This is a genomic window from uncultured Polaribacter sp. (assembly GCF_947500975.1).
Taxonomy (GTDB): Bacteria; Bacteroidota; Bacteroidia; order Flavobacteriales; family Flavobacteriaceae; genus Polaribacter.
Genome location: NZ_CANMUE010000009.1, coordinates 109,751 through 131,579 on the forward strand (window position 1 = coordinate 109,751; position 21,829 = coordinate 131,579).

General features: G+C 28.3%; 20 protein-coding genes. 10 read left to right on the forward strand and 10 right to left on the reverse strand.

Annotated elements, in window-relative coordinates:
* Nucleotides 1–39 precede the first annotated feature (39 nt).
* A complete protein-coding gene (locus tag Q0733_RS11030; RefSeq protein ID WP_298782295.1) occupies nt 40–489 on the forward strand; it encodes a nucleoside deaminase in 450 nt (149 codons plus the stop codon).
* Between the two features lie 139 nt (nt 490–628).
* On the opposite strand, the gene Q0733_RS11035 is transcribed toward Q0733_RS11030, so the two are convergent.
* The 5 genes from Q0733_RS11035 to Q0733_RS11055 all read right to left on the reverse strand — a co-directional run bounded on the left by Q0733_RS11035 (nt 629) and on the right by Q0733_RS11055 (nt 5,081).
* Nucleotides 629–1,330: a Bax inhibitor-1 family protein gene (locus Q0733_RS11035; protein WP_298782296.1), complete on the reverse strand. Its 702-nt coding sequence runs from the start codon at nt 1,328–1,330 to the stop codon at nt 629–631.
* A 58-nt stretch (nt 1,331–1,388) separates the two neighbouring features.
* The gene (locus tag Q0733_RS11040) at nt 1,389–1,823 is read right to left on the reverse strand and encodes a LexA family transcriptional regulator (RefSeq protein WP_298782297.1); all 435 of its coding nucleotides are present in this window, start codon (nt 1,821–1,823) and stop codon (nt 1,389–1,391) included.
* A 40-nt stretch (nt 1,824–1,863) separates the two neighbouring features.
* The gene (locus Q0733_RS11045) at nt 1,864–2,241 is read right to left on the reverse strand and encodes a DUF2007 domain-containing protein (RefSeq protein WP_298782298.1); all 378 of its coding nucleotides are present in this window, start codon (nt 2,239–2,241) and stop codon (nt 1,864–1,866) included.
* An 11-nt stretch (nt 2,242–2,252) separates the two neighbouring features.
* Nucleotides 2,253–3,509, reverse strand: coding sequence for a Y-family DNA polymerase (locus Q0733_RS11050; protein WP_298782299.1), 1,257 nt, complete (start codon nt 3,507–3,509; stop codon nt 2,253–2,255).
* A gap of 69 nt (nt 3,510–3,578) precedes the next feature.
* On the reverse strand, nt 3,579–5,081 hold the full coding sequence (locus tag Q0733_RS11055) for a PLP-dependent aminotransferase family protein (protein WP_298782300.1): 1,503 nt from the start codon (nt 5,079–5,081) through the stop codon (nt 3,579–3,581).
* 68 nt (nt 5,082–5,149) lie between these two features.
* On the opposite strand from Q0733_RS11055, the gene Q0733_RS11060 reads away from it, so the two are divergent.
* The 5 genes from Q0733_RS11060 to Q0733_RS11080 all read left to right on the forward strand — a co-directional run bounded on the left by Q0733_RS11060 (nt 5,150) and on the right by Q0733_RS11080 (nt 13,294).
* Nucleotides 5,150–6,973, forward strand: coding sequence for a TonB-dependent siderophore receptor (locus Q0733_RS11060; protein WP_298782301.1), 1,824 nt, complete (start codon nt 5,150–5,152; stop codon nt 6,971–6,973).
* 273 nt (nt 6,974–7,246) lie between these two features.
* Entirely contained in the window at nt 7,247–7,819 is a 573-nt protein-coding gene (locus tag Q0733_RS11065; protein WP_298782302.1) for a hypothetical protein, read from the forward strand.
* A 25-nt stretch (nt 7,820–7,844) separates the two neighbouring features.
* Nucleotides 7,845–9,263 (forward strand): flotillin family protein, encoded by a 1,419-nt coding sequence (locus Q0733_RS11070; RefSeq protein WP_298782303.1) that lies wholly within the window; start codon nt 7,845–7,847, stop codon nt 9,261–9,263.
* A gap of 150 nt (nt 9,264–9,413) precedes the next feature.
* Entirely contained in the window at nt 9,414–11,330 is a 1,917-nt protein-coding gene (locus Q0733_RS11075) for a DUF3857 domain-containing protein (protein WP_298782304.1), read from the forward strand.
* Between the two features lie 2 nt (nt 11,331–11,332).
* A complete protein-coding gene (locus Q0733_RS11080; protein WP_298782305.1) occupies nt 11,333–13,294 on the forward strand; it encodes a DUF3857 domain-containing protein in 1,962 nt (653 codons plus the stop codon).
* Nucleotides 13,295–13,302: 8 nt separating this feature from the next.
* Here Q0733_RS11080 and Q0733_RS11085 read toward each other — a convergent pair whose 3' ends face one another.
* Nucleotides 13,303–13,929 carry a CPBP family intramembrane glutamic endopeptidase gene (locus Q0733_RS11085; protein WP_298782306.1) on the reverse strand — a complete coding sequence of 209 codons (627 nt, stop codon included), beginning with the start codon at nt 13,927–13,929 and terminating at the stop codon, nt 13,303–13,305.
* Nucleotides 13,930–14,122: 193 nt separating this feature from the next.
* On the reverse strand, nt 14,123–15,145 hold the full coding sequence (locus tag Q0733_RS11090; RefSeq protein WP_298782307.1) for a metal-dependent hydrolase: 1,023 nt from the start codon (nt 15,143–15,145) through the stop codon (nt 14,123–14,125).
* Nucleotides 15,146–15,223: 78 nt separating this feature from the next.
* Here Q0733_RS11090 and nhaC point away from each other — a divergent pair, with 78 nt between their 5' ends.
* On the forward strand, nt 15,224–16,693 hold the full coding sequence (gene nhaC, locus Q0733_RS11095; RefSeq protein WP_298782308.1) for a Na+/H+ antiporter NhaC: 1,470 nt from the start codon (nt 15,224–15,226) through the stop codon (nt 16,691–16,693).
* Between the two features lie 2 nt (nt 16,694–16,695).
* Nucleotides 16,696–17,148, forward strand: coding sequence for a GNAT family N-acetyltransferase (locus tag Q0733_RS11100; RefSeq protein WP_298782309.1), 453 nt, complete (start codon nt 16,696–16,698; stop codon nt 17,146–17,148).
* 6 nt (nt 17,149–17,154) lie between these two features.
* Here the strand turns inward: Q0733_RS11100 and Q0733_RS11105 are convergent, their stop codons facing one another.
* Together Q0733_RS11105 and Q0733_RS11110 are read right to left on the reverse strand one after the other, a co-directional pair.
* Complete coding sequence (locus Q0733_RS11105; protein ID WP_298782310.1) at nt 17,155–17,352, reverse strand: hypothetical protein; 198 nt, start codon at nt 17,350–17,352, stop codon at nt 17,155–17,157.
* The gene (locus Q0733_RS11110) at nt 17,352–19,310 is read right to left on the reverse strand and encodes a putative porin (protein ID WP_298782311.1); all 1,959 of its coding nucleotides are present in this window, start codon (nt 19,308–19,310) and stop codon (nt 17,352–17,354) included. The genes Q0733_RS11105 and Q0733_RS11110 overlap by 1 nt, the downstream gene beginning before the upstream one ends.
* Nucleotides 19,311–19,430: 120 nt before the next feature.
* On the opposite strand from Q0733_RS11110, the gene Q0733_RS11115 reads away from it, so the two are divergent.
* Nucleotides 19,431–20,030 (forward strand): ribonuclease HII, encoded by a 600-nt coding sequence (locus tag Q0733_RS11115; protein WP_298782312.1) that lies wholly within the window; start codon nt 19,431–19,433, stop codon nt 20,028–20,030.
* A 32-nt stretch (nt 20,031–20,062) separates the two neighbouring features.
* Nucleotides 20,063–21,115 (forward strand): nucleoid-associated protein, encoded by a 1,053-nt coding sequence (locus Q0733_RS11120; RefSeq protein WP_298782327.1) that lies wholly within the window; start codon nt 20,063–20,065, stop codon nt 21,113–21,115.
* On the opposite strand, the gene lipB is transcribed toward Q0733_RS11120, so the two are convergent.
* A complete protein-coding gene (lipB, locus tag Q0733_RS11125) occupies nt 21,099–21,809 on the reverse strand; it encodes a lipoyl(octanoyl) transferase LipB (protein WP_298782313.1) in 711 nt (236 codons plus the stop codon). The genes Q0733_RS11120 and lipB overlap by 17 nt on opposite strands.
* Nucleotides 21,810–21,829 lie beyond the last annotated feature (20 nt).

The following is a 21,829-nucleotide window of genomic DNA, read 5'->3' on the forward strand; positions in this document are numbered from 1 at the left end:
AAATATTTTACTTAATTTTGACATTTATAATCAACATATATGATTCAACCTTTCGATGATACCTATTTTATGAAAAAAGCTTTAGAAGAAGCTGAAACAGCTTTTTTTAAAGGAGAGGTTCCTGTGGGAGCAATTATTGTATTTAAAGATCAAATAATTGCAAGAGCACATAATTTAACAGAAACTTTAAATGATGTAACTGCACATGCAGAAATGCAAGCTTTTACTGCTGCTGCCGATTTTTTAGGCGGAAAATATTTAAAAGAATGTGTTTTGTATGTAACGCTTGAGCCTTGCCAAATGTGTGCAGGCGCAAGTTATTGGACGCAATTGGGTAAGATAGTTTATGGAGCAACTGAGCTAGAAAGAGGTTTTGTAAATTTAAAAACTACTTTGCATCCAAAGACAAAAGTAGTTTCTGGGATTTTAGAAAACGAGTGTTCTCAAATCTTAAAACGTTTTTTTATTGAAAAACGTAATTTGAATTAAATTTCTGCTAAGACTTTACTTCACGTTTTTAATATTTTGCTTAAAAGAATAATAAAATATTAAAGAGTGATAACTATTTTAAGCAAAAAAATCAGTACTAAAAAATACCGATTTTTTTAAATTTATATAAACTTAAATTTTAATCTCTAGACATAAATATCTGTAAAACATACCAAAAAAGTAACATTAAAGAAGCAAATAAACCTAAAGAAGCTGGTATGTAATCTTCTGTTCCGTATTTATTTACAAGGTTAGAGGTTTGATATAAAATAGAGCCTCCAGCTAATAAACACATTGCTACAGAAAACCATAAACCTAAATTAAAACCAAATAAAGTTCCTGCAATTATTAAACCGATTGCAATAAAAAAGCCAACAGTTAAACCAGCTTTTAAGAAAGAAAAATCTTTTTTAGTAATAAATACAATTGCCGAAATACCAACAAATAAAGCCAAAGTAACAATTGCTGCTTGTTGTACTAAATCTGCACTTTCTGTATAATAAATAGCAATATATAAAAGTGGAATAAAGATAATTGCTTGTGCAAAAGTATATAATGCATAAGCCATATATTGTATGTTTTTATCAGCAGTTTTTAAAACCGTACTTTCTGCATAATTTGTAACAAGCATAAAACCACCTAACATTACAAGCCATCTCCAACCTTCTGTCATAGACATCATAAAGTTTACAATTGCATCACTTTGTAATAATAAATATTCAAAGAGTACAAATAATAAAACACCACCAGCAACATGTGCATATGTTTTTTTATAAAATTCAACACGAACTTGATCTGTAGATTCAATTAATAAGGTTTTGTTTTCGAAAGTGTTTTCCATAGTTTTTTGTTTTTTATGTTTAACTGATTTTACAAAATAGTTTCAGTATATCGTAAAATTATACTCTTTTAATCACGCTAGTTACAATTCCCCAAATAACAAAATCATTATCTTCAGTGATATTTATAATAGGATAATTAGGGTTTTCTGGCTGTAACCAAACTTCATTTTTTTCTACGCGCAAACGTTTTACAGTAAATTCACCATCTAAAAAGCAAACAGCAATTTTATTGTTTACGGGTTCTAAACTTCTATCAATTACCAATAAATCATTATCGTCTAAACCAGCATTAATCATAGATTGCCCTTTTACTTTGGCAAAAAAAGTAGCGTCTTTGTTGTGTATTAATTCGTCATCTAAAGAAATTCTTGTTTCTCTAAAATCGTCTGCAGGAGAAGGAAAACCAGCAGAAATACCAACATCAACAAATACAGCACCATTTCCAGAAGATGCTTTTGGGGTAAAAAAAGTAAGTGTTTTAGAAGTTTCCATTAATGTGCAAATTATAACTTTTTTGTTTTAAAAACTAAGATTAAAATATTGTTTTACAATCATTACAAATATGTTTTGTTTTTTCAAAAAAAGGAAATAACATATAAAATATATTTTTTCTTTGGATAGGAGCAATTAAAATTCTACTAGAACTACAATTAACACAAATAATATCATTTTCATTTTTGTCTTTTTGATAAGTTCTAATTTCATTATAGATGTCAAAAGCTTTATGAAAATCATTTTTATGAACTAATAGTTTTACACCTCCAATAGCATTGCTAATTAAAGGATCTGAATCTATGGTTTTTTCATCCATTAACATTGTTTCAAAACCCTCAGCGTCTAACCTTGATTTTGTAACATGAGCTTCAGTTGAATATTCAAAAACTGCTAAAATCGTATAATTTTCATTCATCTAAAGTTATTTTACTTTACAACTAAAATATCATTAATATTGGTTGTAAATTTTGGAGATAATCGTTCTTGACGCATTTTCCAAGTACGTTTTAAATCTTGATTTGCCAACTTGACTTTATCTGCTTTAAATTTACGGTTTAATTTATCAATAGTAGACATTAAAGGTTTGTGTTTTGGATTTTCACTTGAAAATAAATTCAATTGAAAATTATTATTTGGCACTAAACCAGTAACAATTACACCTGCTCTTTTATATTTTATTCCACTTTTAAAAATAGATTTTACAGCGGATACAGCAGCATTAGCAATCGTTAAAGTAGAATCTGTTGGGTAAGAAAAAGAAACAGTTATACTTTCTCTATGTTGTTGCATTTCTTTTTTATGGCGATCACTAGAAAGTTGAACGATTAACATATGACAGCTCGATTCTTGATTTCGTAATTTTTCTGCACAACTTGCTGCAAACGTAGAAATACGTTCTTTAATGTTTTCAATATCAGAATACGTATATTCAAAACTTCGAGTAGTTGCAATCATCTTTTTTGATGAAACTTCTTCTAACGGAATTTTAGAAATGCCTTGTAAATCTTTTTGTAAACGCCATTCTACAATAGAAAATTCTTTTAAAATCCAATCGCTCGATAATTGTGTAAAATCGTACGCAGTTACACAACCTTTTGTTTGTAATCGCTTTTTTAAACGATTTCCAATACCCCAAACATTTCCAATTTTTGTCCATTTTAAAGCTTTAATTCTGTTTTCTTCACAATCAATAATGCAAATTCCTTTAGATTGTTTTAGGTTAGAGCGTGCAATTTTATTGGCAACTTTTGTCAATGCTTTTGTAGGTGCAATTCCTACGCAAGTTGGTATGCCTGTCCATTTTAAAATTCGACTTCTTATTTTGGTTGCATATTCAGTCAAATCATAATTTTGAAAACCTTTTAATTGTAAAAAAGATTCATCGATAGAATAGATTTCTATATCTGGTGAAAAACCTGCAAGAATATTCATTACTCTTGCACTCATATCTCCATATAAAGGATAGTTGGAAGATAAAACGGTAATATTATTTGCTTTACAAAATTGATTCCACTTAAAAATTGGCGCACCAAAAGGGAGTTGTAATTTCTTGGCTTCATCGCTCATAGAAATTACACAACCATCATTATTACTCAAAATAGCAATTGGTTTTCCTTGTAAATTCGGATTAAAAACCCGTTCACAAGACGCATAAAAGTTATTACAATCTATAAGTGCAAACATGCTATAAAAGTATCAAAAAATAGCAGGCAAAATGAAGTTGTTAATATCTTAATCTGATAAAAAATAATTTTAAAGTTGATGAATAACGATATTATAAGCGCTTTTTAATTTTTTAATTACAATTGCTATTTCTTCGAGATCTAAATGCCCAAATCCAAAACGGATAGCACAGGTGTTTTTATCTTGATATAAAATGGTTTTTGGTAGAAATAAATCATTTTTTTCTGTTGCTTCTGCCAATTTTACTAAAGATATATTTGATTGAAATTCTAACCAAATGGCTAATCCTCCAGACGGAACTTTCCATAGAGCAATTTCTGAAAAATATTCAGTTAAAAGTTCGCATAAATAATCGCGTCTTTGTTTATAGATGATAATATTTTTTTTCATAAGACGATAAATTTCACCTTCATGAATTAATTCAGAGAGCATTTGTTCTTGAATTAAATCTCCTTGTGTATCTAATAACTGTAAATAATTTGTTGCTTCAGAAATTAAATTTTCTGGTGCAATTACAAATCCTGTTTGAAAACTCGGAAATAAAGATCGTCCTAATTTTCCTAAATAAATAACCATTCCATTAGCATCTGCACTTGCCATTGGCAACATTGCAGATCCTTCAAACTGAAAATCGTAATCGTAGTCATCTTCAATAATAGCAAATGAGTATTCTTTAGCAAGTTGCAACAATTCTAAACGGCGTTCTGCACTTAATGTTACCACTGTTGGGTAATCTCTATGGGCAGAAACATAAACACATCTGATACTTTTTTTTACAAAATGTTTTCTAATATAATCAACATCTAAACCATTTTTATCTACAGGAATTATTTTGATATTTGCACCTGCTTGTTGAAAAATCATATTAGATGCGTAGTTGCTTAAATGGCCAACTAATACAATGTCACTCTGTTTTATTAATAATTGAGATACGATGTACAAACTCATTTCTGTACTACGCGTATTTATTAAATTAGTGGGATTTATATGAAAACCTCTAGTTGCATTTAAATAATTACATAGTTGCGTTTGAAATAAAGAATGTGAAGACTCATTGGGTCTATTCCATTTATTTACCAATGTTTTTCGTTTCATGGCAGCGCTGTACCATCTTGTAAATTCATGAACAGGATGCAATCGTAGGTCTGGTTTTCCGTCATTAATAGTGTACTTAGCATCTGTTAATTGCGTGGTTGATGCTAAATGAAATGATGTTTGAAAAGGAAACCCTGTTGTTTTAGAATAGGTGTATGCTTGATGTATTTTTTGAGAAGTTGCTTTTATTTTTGATGTTTGTTGTGTTGGATCTAAAACAAATGTGCCTTTATTGGGTATTATTTCTACCCAACCTTGAGAGGCTAACTCTTCATAGATAGCAACCGCTGTATTTCTGTGAATTTTTAATAATTGACTTAAAATTCGAGTTCCAGGCAGCATTGTGCTTTTGGTTAAATACCTACGTTGTATTGCATTTATAATTTGTTGCGCAACTTGTATGTATACAGGTTGAGATAGGTTTTTATCAAAATCTATTAATTGTTTAAATAAGGTATTAACCGGACTATCTTTCATTTTAAAACTGGACTAGTTTAATCGTCCGGAAAGTTACGACTTTTGAAGCGTTTTAAAATCAAAATAAAATGACACAAGATAAATTTTTAATTATTGCATTTTTTGCATTTTCTATGGCTTTATTTTCTCAGGAAAAAAAGGAAGTTCAAGAATTAGATACTGTTTTAATAAAATCTTCTAGAATAGATTTGCCTTTTAAAGAAAATTCTAGAACCATTAACGTTATCACATCAACAGTTATAAAAAATAGTGCAGCAACTAATGTTGCAGATTTATTGCAGCAAGTTGCAGGTGTAGATATTAGAAGAAGAGGAACCGCAGGAAGCCAAGCAGATTTATATATTAGAGGAGGTGGCTTTGATCAAACATTACTTTTAATTGATGGTATAAAAATGGATGATTCACAAACAGGGCATCATACTTTAAATGCAGCTTTACCCATAGAAGTTATTGAACGAATTGAAATTATTAAAGGCCCTGCAGCAAGAGTTTTTGGACAAAATGCATTTACTGGGGCAATTAATATTGTAACTAAAAAGAAGTTAGCAAGCGTGGCTTCTGTAAATGTTGAAGCGGGTTCTTTTGGTCAATTAAATAGCTCTGTAACTTTTGGAGAGGAATATGAAAATTCATCTTTTATTGCACACGTTGGTGTTTTAACTTCAGATGGGTATAGAGATAATTCTGATTATCAGAACGAAAACTATGTGTTAAAAGGAATTTTTAATAAAAAAAATCAACCTATAAATGTTATCGCAACTTTTTTTAATAAAAAATTCGGAGCACAAAATTTTTACACACCAACTTCTTGGGGTTTTAATGAATATGAAGAAACTCAAAGTAGTTTACTTGGTGTTTCAACAACATTTAAAACAGAAAAACTTAAAGTTACACCAAGAATTTACTGGAAAAGAGGGCAAGATATTTTCTTGTTAAAAAGAGATGACCCAAGTTTTTACAGAAATTTACACATTACAAATAAAGCGGGTGTAGAAACAAATGCGTCTTACACATCAGATTTAGGTATTACAGGTTTTGGTATAGATGTTTCTAGAGTTTTTATTAGTAGTAATAATTTAGGAAACAGAAACAGAACAATGGCTAATTTGTTTTTAGAACATCGTTTTAAATTAGCTAATGACAAGTTAGATGTTACACCTGGAGTTGCTGTTACTTATTTTTCAGATTTTAAATTTCATGCATTTCCTGGTTTAGATATTGGATATCAAATATCAGATAAATTAAAGGTGTATGGGAACCTAGGTACTACATACAGAATACCAACGTATACAGATTTGTATTACAATGATAGTAGCACAAGTGGAAATCCTAATTTAAAACGAGAAGAAGCTTTTGCGCAAGAAATTGGTTTAAAATATGATTCAGAAAGATTTACAACCTCTGTTGCTCTTTTTAATAGAAATGCAACTAATTTGATAGATTTTGTAAAGCCAGATATTGATGCAACAAAGTTTGTAGCTACTAATTTTGCAGAAGTAAATACAAAAGGTTTTGAGTTGAATGCAGATTATCGCTTTAAAATAAATGAGTTTAAGCAAACACTTTCTTTTTCATATAATTTTTTAGATGATGATATATTAGATCAAGATAAAGATTTATCACGTTATTCATTAAACACTTTAAAACATCAGTTTATTACACGTTTTGCAAGTAGGTTATTTAAAAATGTAAGGCAAAATATTATTTATAAGCATGCAGAACGTACAGTTGGTACAAGTTATAATGTTTGGGATGCTTCTGTAATTGTAGATGTTAATAAATTTAGCTTTACTGTAACAGCTAATAATATTTTTGATGCAGAGTATATAGAATCTGGTTTTGTGCCAATGCCATCAAGTAATTTCTTATTTGGGTTACGTTTTAATTTTTAAAAGAAGTATTTTTTATACAATTTCACTTAAACCTTGATATATTTTTATCAAGGTTTTTTATTTTCTTTCAGGAAAAAATATTTTTTTGTAACAAATTATACTTTTCAACTACTAATAAATAGAACTCATAGCTACTTTAGAATTTTTAAAAATTATTAAGTCTAGAATTAATAAGTCGATTTTTAAAAAAATGAGTTTTAGTTTTATTGATTAAAATGCTCTTTTTAATTAATAAAAAACCTTTATATTTAATCACTTTAAAAATTATTTGTTATGATGGAATGGTTTCAAGAATTAACGTCTTTTCAAAAGACGTATTGGATAATTACAGGTATTTCTACATTGATGTTTTTATTTGTGTTAGTTAGTACAATGATTGGTGCTGACGGAGATGATATTGGTGATGTAGATGCAGAAATTGATGCAGATACTGGAGCAGGTTTTCAGTTTTTTACCCTTAAAAACTTAGTCGCTTTCTTTGCTATTTTTGGTTGGAGTGGAATAGCAAGTATTGATGCTGGAAATTCTAAATCATTAACCATAATTATATCTGTTATTTGCGGTTTAACAATGATGTTTGTAATGGCAGGTTTATTTTACTATATCAGTAAATTAACCTCTAGTGGAACTTTAAAAATGCAGAATGCATTAAATTCTATAGGAGAGGTATATTTAACTGTTGGTGCAAACAGATCTAAAATAGGTAAAATTCAAATTAAAATTCAAGGAGCTTTAAGAGAATTAGAAGCTTTAACAGATTATAATGAAGATTTAAAACAAGGAAAAATTATTAAAGTGATTGAAGTAACAAACAATGGAATATTAATTATAGAACCTCAAAATTAAAAAAAAAAGAACTATGCTAAATTTTATGATATTACAAAATAGCCCATTTGCGGGTTTAGTAGGAATAGGAATTGCGATTTTATTCATATTTATACTAATAGTAGCAATGGTAAAACGTTACAAAAGATGTCCTTCAGACAGAATTTTAGTAGTGTATGGAAAAGTTGGAGGAGGAGAATCAGCTAAATGTATTCATGGTGGAGCTGCGTTTATTTTTCCAGTAATTCAAGATTATCAATTTTTGGATTTAACACCAATTTCTATAGAAGTAAACTTAGTAAACGCACTTTCTAAGCAGAATATTCGTGTAAATGTGCCAAGTAGATTTACGATTGGTGTATCTACAGAGCCTGGAATTATGCAAAATGCAGCAGAAAGATTATTAGGTTTAAATCAAGATAATATTCAAGAATTAGCCCAAGAAATTATTTTTGGTCAATTACGTTTGGTAGTCGCATCTATGGATATAGAAGAAATAAATTCTGATAGAGATAAATTTTTAACTAATATTTCTCAGTCAGTAGAATCAGAACTAAAGAAAGTTGGTTTAAAATTAATTAACGTAAATATTACAGATATTGTAGATGAATCTGGTTATATAGAAGCATTAGGAAAGGAAGCTGCAGCACATGCAATTAATGCAGCAAGAAAGTCTGTGGCAGAAAAAAACAGAGATGGTTCTATTGGTGAAGCAAATGCAGTACAAGATGAAAGAACACAGGTTGCAGCTGCAAATGCACAAGCTGTAGAAGGAGAAAACACAGCAAAAATTGCAGTTGCAAATTCAGACTCTTTAAGAAGACAAAGAGAAGCAGAAGCAGAACGTACAGCAATAGCTGCAGAAAAAGTACAAACAGCAAATGCATTAAGAGAATCATATGCTGCAGAGCAAGAAGCTGAGGTTGCAAGAGCGGAAAGAGAGCGTTCTTCTCAATTAGCAGATGTTATTGTTCCTGCTGAAATTGATAAACGTAAAGTTGAAATTGATGCAGAAGCATCAGCAGAAAACATCAGAAGAATTGCAAAAGGTGAAGCAGATGCAATTTTATTCAAAGCACAAGCAGAAGCACAAGGTTTGTATGAAGTTTTAACAAAACAAGCAGCTGGTTTAGATCAAATTGTAAAAGCAGCTGGAAACGATTCTCAAAATGCAGCCTTATTATTAATTGCAGATAAACTACCAGAATTAGTAAAAATACAAGCAGAAGCAATTAAAAATATTAAAATTGATAAAGTAACTGTTTGGGAAAATGGTGGAGGTAAAGATGGTAAATCATCAACTTCTAACTTTATTTCTGGAATGTATAAATCAGTGCCACCTTTACAAGAAATGTTTAATATGGCAGGTATGCAATTACCAGATTATTTAAAAGGAAAAGATATTACTGATATAAAAGCTGAAGAAATAGTTGAACATAAAAAAGATTCATCTTCTAAGTCATAAAATCATATTTTAATTTTATAAAGCCATCATTCAATAATTTTTCGAATGATGGTTTTTTTTATTATTCTTAAAATAAATGTTAAAAATATTATCTTTATTTTTGCAACCCCTGAATTTTTTTCAAGGAAAAAAAGCTAGAAAAAATATTGCATGAAAAAAAATAAGAGTTTCTATTTCTCCCTGTTTCTATTATTATCAACAAATATATTTAGTCAAATATCAGATTATTCTTCCATTTTAATTCCGTCAGAGATAAAAGAAGATGCAAATTCTGTTGTAAGGTATCATAAAACAACCATAGATGTTTTAGGTATTGATCAGATGATAATTTCTGTAAATAGAACAATAACTGTTTTAAATAAGTTAGGGGATAAAAATGTTAGAGCTGCTGTTGGTTATGATAATAATTCTAAAATTAACAAATTAGAAGCCAAAATTTATGATGCTTTTGGCAAAGAAATAAAAAAGGTTAAAAAGAAAAATTTTACAGATGTTAGTGCTGTAGATGGAGGGACTTTATATTCAGATTCTAGGGTAAAATATTTAGATTATACGCCAATTTCTTATCCATACACTGTTCATTTAGAGTATGAAAAGAAAACGTCTTCAACAGGTTTTCTTCCTAATTGGAGTCCTGTAGAAAATTATTTTGTTTCTGTTCAAAAAAATGAGTTTCAAGTAAATTTAAAATATGGAAAAGTAAGAATAAAAGAAAAAAACTTTGAAGGTTTTGAAATTGAAAAATCTATTGATGATGCTAAGATATTTTATTCAATCATTAACGTAAAATCTTTTAAAAAAGAAGCGTACGCAATATCTTTAAGAAACTATAGCCCTAAATCTTTAATAGCTCTTAATGATTTTAAAACTGATGGTGTTAGTGGTAGTTACACAAATTGGAGTGAATTTGGTTCTTGGATGAATAACTCACTTTTAAAAAACAGAAATTTACTTGATGAAGTAACCAAAATTAAAGTATTAAAATTAGTTGAAGGAGTTGATGATCCAATAGAAAAAGCTAAAATTGTATATCAATTTGTGCAAGATAATACAAGATACATTAGCGTTCAGGTAGGTATTGGTGGTATACAACCGATAGCTGCAAACGAAGTTGATAAATTGGGGTATGGAGATTGTAAAGGACTTACAAATTATACAAAATCTTTGCTTGATTTGGTAGGTGTAACTTCTTATTATACACATGTTGAAGCTAATAGTCATGAGCCTGTTTCATTTGAAAAAGATTTTGCTTCTCTAGAACAAGGTAACCATGTAATCTTAAATATACCCAATAAAGACAAAGATGTTTGGTTAGAGTGTACAAGTCAAACAACTCCTTTTGGTTTTTTAGGTAGGTTTACAGATGATAGAGATGTACTTGTAATTACGCCAGAAGGAGGTGTAATAAAACACACAACATCTTATAAAAATGAAGAAAATTTACAAAAACTAACTGCAAAAATTAAGTTAGATGATACAGGTGACTTAAAAGCAACTTTGCAAAGAATTTCAGAAGGAACTCAATATGATTCTAAATCATATTTTTCTGAAATGAATCAAGAAGAATTGATAAAAAATTACAAAACCAATGTTTGGGATTATAATAATAATTTAGAGATTATTTCTGCAAAAATAGAAAATAACAAAAAAGATATTAAGCTTAAGGAAGCTGTAGAAGTTGCTATTAAAAATTATGCAACTGTAAATGAAAAAGAAATTTTATTTAGAGTAAATGTATTTAATAAAGAAAGTTTTATTCCTAAAAGATATAGAACAAGAAATTTGCCACTTAAAATTTATAGAGGTTATAAAGATGTAGATGAATACATTATACATATTCCAGAAAATTATAAGTTAGAATACATACCAGAAAAAGTAGAGCTAAATACAAAATTTGGTACTTATTCTTTAAGTTTTGAAAAGGTAGATGAGCATCAATTATTATATAAAAAATCGATTTTAATAAAAGGAGGCACTTATTCAAAAGAAGATTATAAATTATTTAGAAAGTTTAGAAGAAGTATTGTAAAATTAGAAAACACAAGAATTGCATTATTAAAAAAATAAAGATGAAAAAGAAAGTTATAATATTAATGGTATTGATAGTTCAGGCATCTTTATTTGCTCAAAATTACAAGTTTGGTAAAGTATCAAAAGAAGAAGTTGAAGAGCAATTTTACCCTACTGATTCCACTGTAGATGCAGCATATTTATATAAATATAGAAGAAGTTATTTTGATTTTATTCCAAACGAAGGGTTTCAATTGATAACAAACATACACCACAGAATAAAAATTTATACAAAAGAAGGTTTTGATTACGCTACAAAATCTGTTAAATATTATAACCCAGATTCTGGAGAATCAGAATCTGTTGGTAGTATAAGAGGATATACCTTTTTTAAAGAAAATGGAAAAATCCAAAAAGAAAAATTATCTAAAAAAAGTATTTTTAAAGAAAAAATCAATAAATACAACAGTAAAGTTAAAATTACCATGCCTAAATTACAAGAAGGTTGTGTTGTAGATATTAAATATACTATTACTTCTCCTTATGCAACTTCAATAGATGATGTTGAGTTTCAAAAAGGAATTCCAATTAAAAAAATAAATTCTCAATTAGAGTTTCCAGAATATTATACCTTTAGATCAACTAATAAAGGGTATTATAGTATTCCAGTAAAGAAATCATCAAAAAGTGGTAAAATTGGTGATAGTGAATATAGAGTTAATGTTTTGAACTTTAATGGTAATAATATTCCTGCTTTAAAAAATAACGAATCTTATGTAGCAAATATTAATGCTTATAGAGGTGGAGTAAAGTTTGAATTATCACAAACAAATTTTATGAGTATTGGTGGAGAACTTAAAAATTATTCCACCTCTTGGGCAAACGTAAGTCAGCAAATTTTTAGATCTTCTTCTTTTGGAGCAGAACTTAAAAAAACAAGTTATTTTAAAGAAGATTTAGACAAACTTTTAGTCGATTATAAAGCTAGTACCGAAAAATTGAATGCTATTTTTCAATTTGTAAAAAGCAAAGTAAAATGGAATGGTTTTTATGGGAAATATACCGAAAAAGGAGTAAAAAAAGCTTATAAGGAAAGTGCTGGTAATGTAGCAGATATCAATTTAATGTTAACCTCTATGTTAAGATATGCAGGTTTAAAAGCAAATCCTGTTTTAGTAAGTTCTAGAGGAAATGGACTGCCACTTTTTCCAACACTAAAAGGTTTTGATTATGTTATTTCCGTGGTTCAATTTCCAGATGATTCATATGTTTTATTAGATGCAACAGAATCTTACAGTTTACCAAATGTTTTGCCTGTTAGAGCTTTAAATTGGGATGGAAGACTAGTTAAAAAAGATGGAACTTCTTCTTGGGTAAAATTAACGTCTTCTATTAAAGCAAAAGAAGATAATACTATGATGGTAAAAATTTCTGATGATATTTCCGTTAATGGTTTTATAAGAACAAAATTTGAAAACCTTAATGCTTTAAACTTTAGAAGTAAAAACAATCATATAAAAAAGGAAGTACTTGAAACCAAATATGAAGAAAAAAATAATTTAGAAGTTGAAGACTTTAAAATTACCAATGAACAAGATTTAAGTAAACCAGTTATAAGAAGAGTAAAATTTTATAGTGAAGATTTGGTTGAAGAAATTAGCGGGAAATTGTATATAGAACCATTATTGTTTTTAACAAATCATAAAAACCCATTCAAATTGGAAGAAAGAAAATTTCCTGTAGATTTTGCTACAGCTTGGAAAGATGAAAATAAAATTTTTATAGAAATTCCTGAAGGGTATAAAGTGGAAAAATTGCCAGAACCAATTGGTATTGCTCTTCCAGATAATATTGGAATTTTTAAATATCAAGTTTTACAAATTGGTAATAAAATAAAAACAATATCTATTTTAGAGTTTAATAGTTCTATAATACCATCTAGCTATTATCAATATTTAAAAGATTTTTATGGAACTTTAGTAAAAAAACAATCAGAAAAAATAGTGTTGGTGAAAATTTAGTTTAAATTTTAAGAAGGAAAACCTAACATAGAACCCATACCAACTGTAAAGAGCCAACAGCCATAAATAGCGTGTTCAACAGAAACTAAAAAGGTGGATTTTGTTTTTTTATAACTCAAAGCAAAAAGAATACCGCCGATAAAAGTTAAGAATAAAACCAACGTATTTTTAAATAATAAATGTGCTAAAGAAAATGAAATAGCATTCATCAAAATAAATAAAAACTCATTTTTAAAAAGAATTTTATAGCGTTTAAAAAAGAAGGTTCTGTAAATAAGTTCTTGAGGATACACAGAAAAGATGGAGTAGAAGCATAAAATTAAAATCCACATTAATGGCTTATTCAAAACAACAGTAAAAAGATTTTCTTTGTCAGAGTACCAAACAAAAAAGGTAGTTGCAATAATAATTACTAATAAATTTATAAGAGTTCTTTTCCAAAAATTTTTCCAGTTAATCTCTTTAATAATTTTGAATTTAATCTTTTCAATTTTCAGTAAGACATATAAGATATATCCAAAACCAGAAACACCAATAATCAATTTTAATATTGGTTTATAATCAAAATAAAAACTTATTGGAATTAAGATAAATATGATAAAAAGTTCAAAAAATTTATAACGTATTGATTGCATGTTTTTTGTTTTTACTTGAGAATAATTGCTGTAGTATTTTTTACTTGTTCAATACTAAAAATACTATGTGTATTACTAATCTGCTTTATTTTTCTAGATTTTTAGTCAGAATTTTTTATTTTTTTTAAATAAATAAAAAATAATTGAAGCAATCTCTTTTCATTAGTAAATTGTTTCCGTTAGCAAAGACAAATTAAACCCCTTTTAAACGTTTAATAAATTTAGAAAAATCATTTTTATTAGGTGGAGATCCATCAAAAGGTAAAATATCCCAATTTCCGTTTTCATGAAAAATAGTAAAGTTAAAAACAGATGTATTTGCATCATCAGGATTTAACATTGGATAACGTAAATCTACATATTTATAAGTGCCAACTTTTTCTTTTTTTGAAAGATTAAAATAGTTGTTACTAAACCAAGTTAAGGTTTGAAGATTTTTATCAGTCATATCAATTAAATCGTGTTTTTTTTCAATTGTAATTATCTTTTCAGAAATTGATTTTTTATCTAGTAAAGAATAGAAAGTTAAGTAATAATTATTTTCACCTTCTGCAACTGCATACCACAAAATATTATTTAAAATGGTAGGTTGTGCAGAAAACCGTGCGTAAGTAATCCCAGCTTTATCAAATGATTTTTTAAAAACTGAGTCTACATAAAATTTATTAATAATGGTAAAAATCATGTATGCAGAACTAATATAAATCCCTGTTTTTAACCACCAACGTCTTCTTGTTCTTTTTCTGTTGAAAAACATCAAAATAATCATACATAATAAAAAAGGAACTGTATATAATGGATCTGCAACTGAAATATTATTAAAAGCAACTCTATAATCAGAAAAAGGAGCAAAAAGCTGTGTTCCGTAAGGGGTAAAACAATCTAAAAGAGGGTGCGTAAAAATGGCTAAAAAGAATAACCAAATCCAATCTTTTAAAGTGCTAGTTTCTCTTCTTTTACCAGAGTTATAGAGTTTGAAGGTAATCCACCCCAATAAAAATGCGCCCAAAATTGCAAATAAAATAGAGTGCATAAATCCACGATGAAAAGCCATGGCTTGTATTTCATTGCTATATAAAAACCTGCCGATAAAAACATCTAAATCTGGAATTGTACCACCTATTGCGCCAAATAATAAAGCTTTGTTTCCTATTTTTTTTCCAAGTACAATTTCTCCACAAGTAGCACCTAAAACAATTTGAGTTAATGAATCCATATTACAAAAGTAAACCAACCAATTTGATTTGCATAACATCTTGTAAAATCGTAACATTACATTACCAAATTTTATAGAATGCAAGAGGATAAAAACTTATCAGAAATTGAAATTGAAGATCAAAAAATAATTGATAATAAAGAGTTAAGCCTTTTAGAATCTTTAATCCCTGTAGTTATTTTAATGGGGTTATTAGCTTACAATATCTTTTTTGTAGAAGGGCAAGAATGGTTTGGGGGTTACACAAATCAATATATTTTATTAATTGGAGGTCTGGTTGCCGCAGCTGTTGGTTTTTTTAACAAAGTAACTATTCATAAAATGATTGCAGAGGTTTGGGAAAATTGGAAAAGTATTTTTGTACCTGTTTTAATTTTAGCTTTAGTAGGTGCATTGGCAGGAACTTGGTTGGTTAGTGGTATTATACCAGCAATGGTTTATTACGGTTTACAAGTTTTAAGTCCAGCAATATTTTTACCTGCTTGTGTAATCATTGCAGCAATAATTTCTATTGCAACGGGTAGTTCTTGGACAACGTCTGCAACAGTTGGTATAGCTTTGGTTGGGATAGGAAGTGCGTTAGGTATACCTGCAGGAATGATTGCAGGAGCAGTAATTTCTGGGGCTTATTTTGGCGATAAAATGTCTCCACTTTCTGATACTACCAATTTAGCACCAGCAATGGCTGGTACAGATTTATTTACACACATAAAATATATGGCATATACAACAGTGCCAACAATAGTAATAACATTAATTGTATTTGCTATTTTAAGCGGAACAATAGATACCACTGGTGGTGCAGATATAAGTGATTTATTAACTTCTATAGACAATACATTTTACATTTCTCCTTGGTTATTTTTAGTTCCTATAGCTGTAATTGTAATGATTTTGATGAAAACAAAACCATTAATAGCATTGGTGATTGGAGTATTTTTAGCAGCAATTTTTGCATTTATTTTTCAGACTGATGTACTAAGTTCGTTGTCAGCGTCAAAATTTCAATCAGTTTTAAATGCTATTTGGACAGATACTCAAGTTGAAACTAGTGATGAAAAATTAAGTGAATTATTTTCTTCTGGAGGAATTTTAGGAATGTTATGGACCATCTTACTAATTATTTGTGCCATGGTTTTTGGAGGAGTTATGGATGCCATTGGTGCGTTAGCAAAAATTACAAAAGCGCTACTTTCTATAGCTACTTCTATTTTTGGGTTATTTGCAAGTACTGTTGTTAGTTGTTTAGGGTTAAATGTAATTGCATCTGACCAATATCTGGCGTTGGTAATTCCTGGAAAAATGTTTAAAAAAGCTTATGAAGATAGAGATTTAGCACCAGAAAATTTAAGTAGAACTTTAGAAGATTCTGGTACAGTAACTTCTGTTTTAATTCCTTGGAATACATGTGGAGCTTATCAGTCTGGAGTTTTAGGTGTTGGAGTAGGTGAGTATTTTATGTACGCAATTTTTAATTGGTTATCTCCTTTTACAACGTTATTATTTGCTGCTTTAAATATTAAAATTAGACAGTTTGTAAAGAAATAAAAATGATTACAAACGCAATTGCTTCTGATGCAAAAAGGTTAACAAATGTTGCATTAAAATCAAAAGCTTTTTGGGGTTATTCTAATGAATTAATTGAGAGTTGGAGAGAGGATTTAACTGTTTCTGAACAAATGGTTCAGCAAATGATTGTATATAAATATATGCAAGATGATGAAGTTGTAGGTTTTTATATTTTAAATCAGCCTGAAAACAAAACTATAGAATTAGAATTCTTATTTGTGTTACCAAAATTTATTGGAAAAGGTATTGGGAAGCAATTACTATATCATTCTTTTGAAAAAGCGAAAAGTTTACATTGTTTAGATATGATTGTATTAGTAGATCCTAATGCTAAATATTTTTATAAATCTAAAGGATTTGTAACTATAGAAAAGAAAAAGAGTTCTATTGCAAATCGTTTTTTGCCTTTGATGAAAAAAGATTTAAACAAATAGAAATCATTAATAAAATCCAAGGAAACCATGCAATAAAACATCAAACCAATCTTTAGGTTGCATTCCATTTTCTATAGAAAGTGCATTTTCCCCTAAAATCCATTGAATTTTACCCCAAATATGTGGAGGGTTAAAAGGTGCTAATCCTAAAGTAAAACTTACAATTAAAAAGAGTTTCCAATTATTTTTTAATATTTTTTTCATTATATAAACCAATTCCATACTAGACCAAAACGTATTGTAAAATCTCTATATGGATAATTAGGTGCAGAAAAATAATTCTTTTTAGAAAATTCAGAAGTAATATTGTCAACTTTTAAGAATAAACGTGTTCTTCTAACTTGTGCGTTAAAAAAAACATCTAAAGTTGGAAATCCTATTTCTTCATCATTTTGAAGTGTAAATTCTGCTAATAATGGGTTGTAAGCATTTGCGTTATATTTTGTAAAATATTTAAAAGTTGCACCAATGTTTACCAACATTGGTTTTCCTTTAAACCAATAATCTGTATAGTAAAAGGTGTTTCTTGTTACCAATTCTGGTACTCTAAAAACAGAGCTTCCGCTACTTACATTTTGATACATTATAGTATTATCAAGTGCAAACTTTTTAAATTTAAATTCTCTATTTGCTTTTACTTTTAAATAAGTGATTTGACTTGTAAATTGCTGAGGAGTATTATTCTCATCAAAATAAGTGTAGTTATCAATATTCGTAAAATTTAGATCAGCATTTATCCATTTTGAGTTAAATGTAAAACCTAAATCCCTTGTGTTTACATTACTAAAATCGTTTTGCCAATTATAATCATCATAAGAACTTTGATGTAAAAGAGTATTAAAATTTGCTGATTTAGAGCTTAGTAATAAGCTTCCTTTTAAAGTAAATAAACTATCTTTTTTATAAAGTGCTTCTCCTTTTAAATAACTGCCTGATAATCTGCTAGAGCCAGGCGTTAAAGAGCCATTTGCATTTAATTGAAATTTTTTAATTTTTGCATTCCAACTAGCTCCAAGAGAAATTGCTCTTCCTGTTAATTCTAATTTATCAATATTACTATTGCTATTTAAAATGGTGTCATAACCATATGTATAGTTGGTTAAATTTACTTTTGCTTTAAATTTACCTAGTACATATTTGGAGTTAAACTCTAAATTAACTTCATTATTTGTAATTTTACTTTTGGCAGTATTGTTATCAAAATCAGTAGCGTTATTATCACCAAAAAAATCGGTAGTAGTTGTAGTTTGGGTAAAATTATAGCTTTTATTTTCTGAAGTTAAAATGTGCCCTATTTTTAAATTACTAAAATCTTTATCATTAATAGTGTCTTTACTTGCTAATAGTTTATAACTATGTTCAAGATAAATTCTGTTACTATCAAATTGATTTTCGGCATCTTCTATATTTACATCTAAATTAGAGCGTGTATCAAAGTTTTCATTTTCATTAATAAAGTTTTCTAATGCTGTATCTGTTAGTCCTCCATTTTCTTGATTAAAAAAATCTTGTGAAGTCATATGACCTCTAATTTCATACTGATTATTTTTTGTTTTATATGTAAAAGTACCTCTAAAGTTTCCGTTACTAGCTAATGCTCTTCTATAGTCACCCAAAGAACGTAAGCCTTTGTATGCAATAGAAACATTAAGTCTTTTTGAAAAGTTTAATGTAAATAAAGCATCCACAACTTGCCCTTGTTGTAATCCTGTTCTGTATAAAATTTCTGTAGTTGGTGTAGGAACTTCATAGTAATTAATGTCATCTACATCAAAATAACTAAACTGTTTTGCAGTAAAACCAATATCTGGTAATTGATTTACATTGCTAAAACTATATCCTAAATTATTAAAAGTTTGTCCTTGATTATGAAATGCTAGTAATTCAAAATTATCTTTTCTTAAATAATTAAAAAGATATTCTTTACGAATCGTTAAAGTAGTGTCTATATAAGTTGTGTCTCTTTTATGTGAAAATATTTTATAATCAGTGTATTTTGTTTTTCCTGACAGAATCACTTTCGTTTCACTAGAATATGAGGTGGAATCGTTATCAAAATTACTTTCAATACTTAAGTCTTTTATTCTATTAAATCCTTGACAAAAAACATTGTTAAAGCTTAGAGTAGTTAATAATAAAAAAATAAAAAGTTGTTTGTTCATGATAAATATCTACAAAAGCAAATGTAAAATAATTAAACGATAATAAATACCAATAATTTCAATAGAAACTGTTAATTATTAAAATGTTTTAAGAGAAAAAGATTTCTTTTCTTTGTATATATGTTAAAATCAAATTTTAGTGGTTTTCTTTTAGAGGTTGGTGCAGACGAAGCAGGTAGAGGTTGCTTGTCTGGCCCTGTGGTTGCAGCAGCAGTTATTTTACCTGAAAACTTTAAGCATCCTTTTTTAAATGATTCTAAACAATTGTCAGAAAAAAAGCGAGATCAACTTCGTTTAATTATCGAAGAAAAGGCAGTTGCTTTTGGAGTTTCATTTGTTTGGCAAGATGAAGTTGATAAAATTAATGTTTTACAAGCATCAATTACAGGAATGCACAGAGCAATCGATCAACTAAAAATTACTCCAGAGTTTATTATTGTTGATGGAAACAAGTTTAAGAATTATAATAAAATACCTTATGAAACTATTGTAAAAGGTGATGCTAAATATTTAAGCATTGCAGCAGCCTCTGTATTAGCAAAAACATATAGAGATGAATATATGCAAAAAATTCATCAAGAATTTCCAATGTATAATTGGGCAAAAAATAAAGGTTATCCAACCAAAGAACACAGAAATGCAATTCGCCAATTTGGGGCAACCAATTATCATCGGAAATCTTTTAAATTATTACCAGAACAATTAAAATTAGAGTTGTAATTTTTCTATTTTTACGTTCTCAATTTTAGATGATGATAAAAAAAACACGCGCAGAAATTACCAAATGTATCTTACATAAAGTAGCCAACAAATTTAACAGTGGTCACAATGTTTTTTCTGAAGATTTAATTCGCTTTGATCAAGAAAGTTATGATTTGATGAAGAGTTTTCTATTAAAACCTTTTGGAACGTTAACCCAAAGCTATCGTTTTTCTCATCATGCAGATGTTCGCTTAAATGAATTAAATAGTTATGCTTCTGAGATTTTTAAAGTGGAAAGCTCATTTATAGAATATTCTAAAAATATTGTAAATCACTTGTATGAACAATCTAATTCTGCTCAGATAAAAACTGGAGATGTTATTATTGTTTTAATTGAAGGAATTGAATATAACGATGTTTTAACAGAAGCTGTTGGTGTTTTTAAAATTGAAAATAAAGTTGATTTTTTTCAAACATATTTAGATGATAATGAGAGTTTTGATGTTGTTGTACAGCAAGGAATATCAACAAAAAAAATAGATAAGGGTTGTCTAATTTTAAATACTTCAGATACTGAAGGAACGGTTGTTTTATCTGTAGATAATAATAATTATGATGCTCAATATTGGATTAAAAATTTTTTGAGTGTAAAGTTAGCAGACGATTATAATTCGCACACGCAAAACTATTTAGAGTTGTGTAAAGAGTTTTCTGAAGAAGTAATAAAACCTGAATTAGGAAAACACCAACAGGGTAATTTTTTAGCAAATACGGTAGATTATTTTAAAGAACATGAAGCTGTAGATTATCATGATTTTAAAGACGAAATTTTTGAAGAAGACAAACACAAAGAGTTATTTGATGATTATAAAAAACATTATGAAACCTTAAATGATGTTTTAATTAGAAATAACTTTGATGTTTCTGGTGTTGTTTTAAAGAAAGAAAAAAGCAAGTTAAAAACTGAAATTAAACTTGACACTAATATCGTTATAAAATTAGATGTTGATGCACCTGATGCAGCTTCAGAACATTTAGAAAGAGGTTATGATGAAGAGAAAAAAATGAAATATTATAAAGTTTATTTTAATGATGAGAAGTAATAAATTCATCAACTTCAAATAATGCTTTAAAGTGCTTTAATATTTTTTGTTTCACTTCTTCTATATCTACTTTTTTACCTAGTTCAACTTCCATAGAAGTAACTGCTTTACCTCTAATTCCACAAGGTATTATATTGTCAAAATAACCTAGGTTGGTATTCGCGTTTAAGGCAAAACCATGCATGGTTACCCAGCGAGATGAACGAATTCCCATTGCGCAAATTTTACGAGCAAATGGCGTTTCTACATCTAACCAAACACCAGTTTCTCCATCACTTCTAACACCTTTTAAACCATATTCTGCAATGGTTAAAATAATGGTTTCTTCTAGTAAACGTAAGTATTTATGAATGTCTGTAAAAAAGTTTTCTAAATCTAAAATAGGATATCCAACAATTTGACCCGGTCCATGATAAGTAATGTCGCCACCTCTATTTATTTTATAAAAAGTAGCACCTTTTTCTTTTAGCTGATTTTCATTTAACAATAAATTACTTAAATCACCACTTTTACCTAAAGTATACACATGAGGGTGTTCTACAAATAACAGATGATTTTCTGTATCATTTTGTAAATTTTTTCTTCGATTTTCAATTTTAACATCTACAATTTCTTGTAGCAATGTTGTTTGATAATCCCAGGTTTCTTTATAGTCTTTATTGGCTAAATCTTGTAATAATATTTTTCTATTCATAATTAAATACAAAGGTAAAT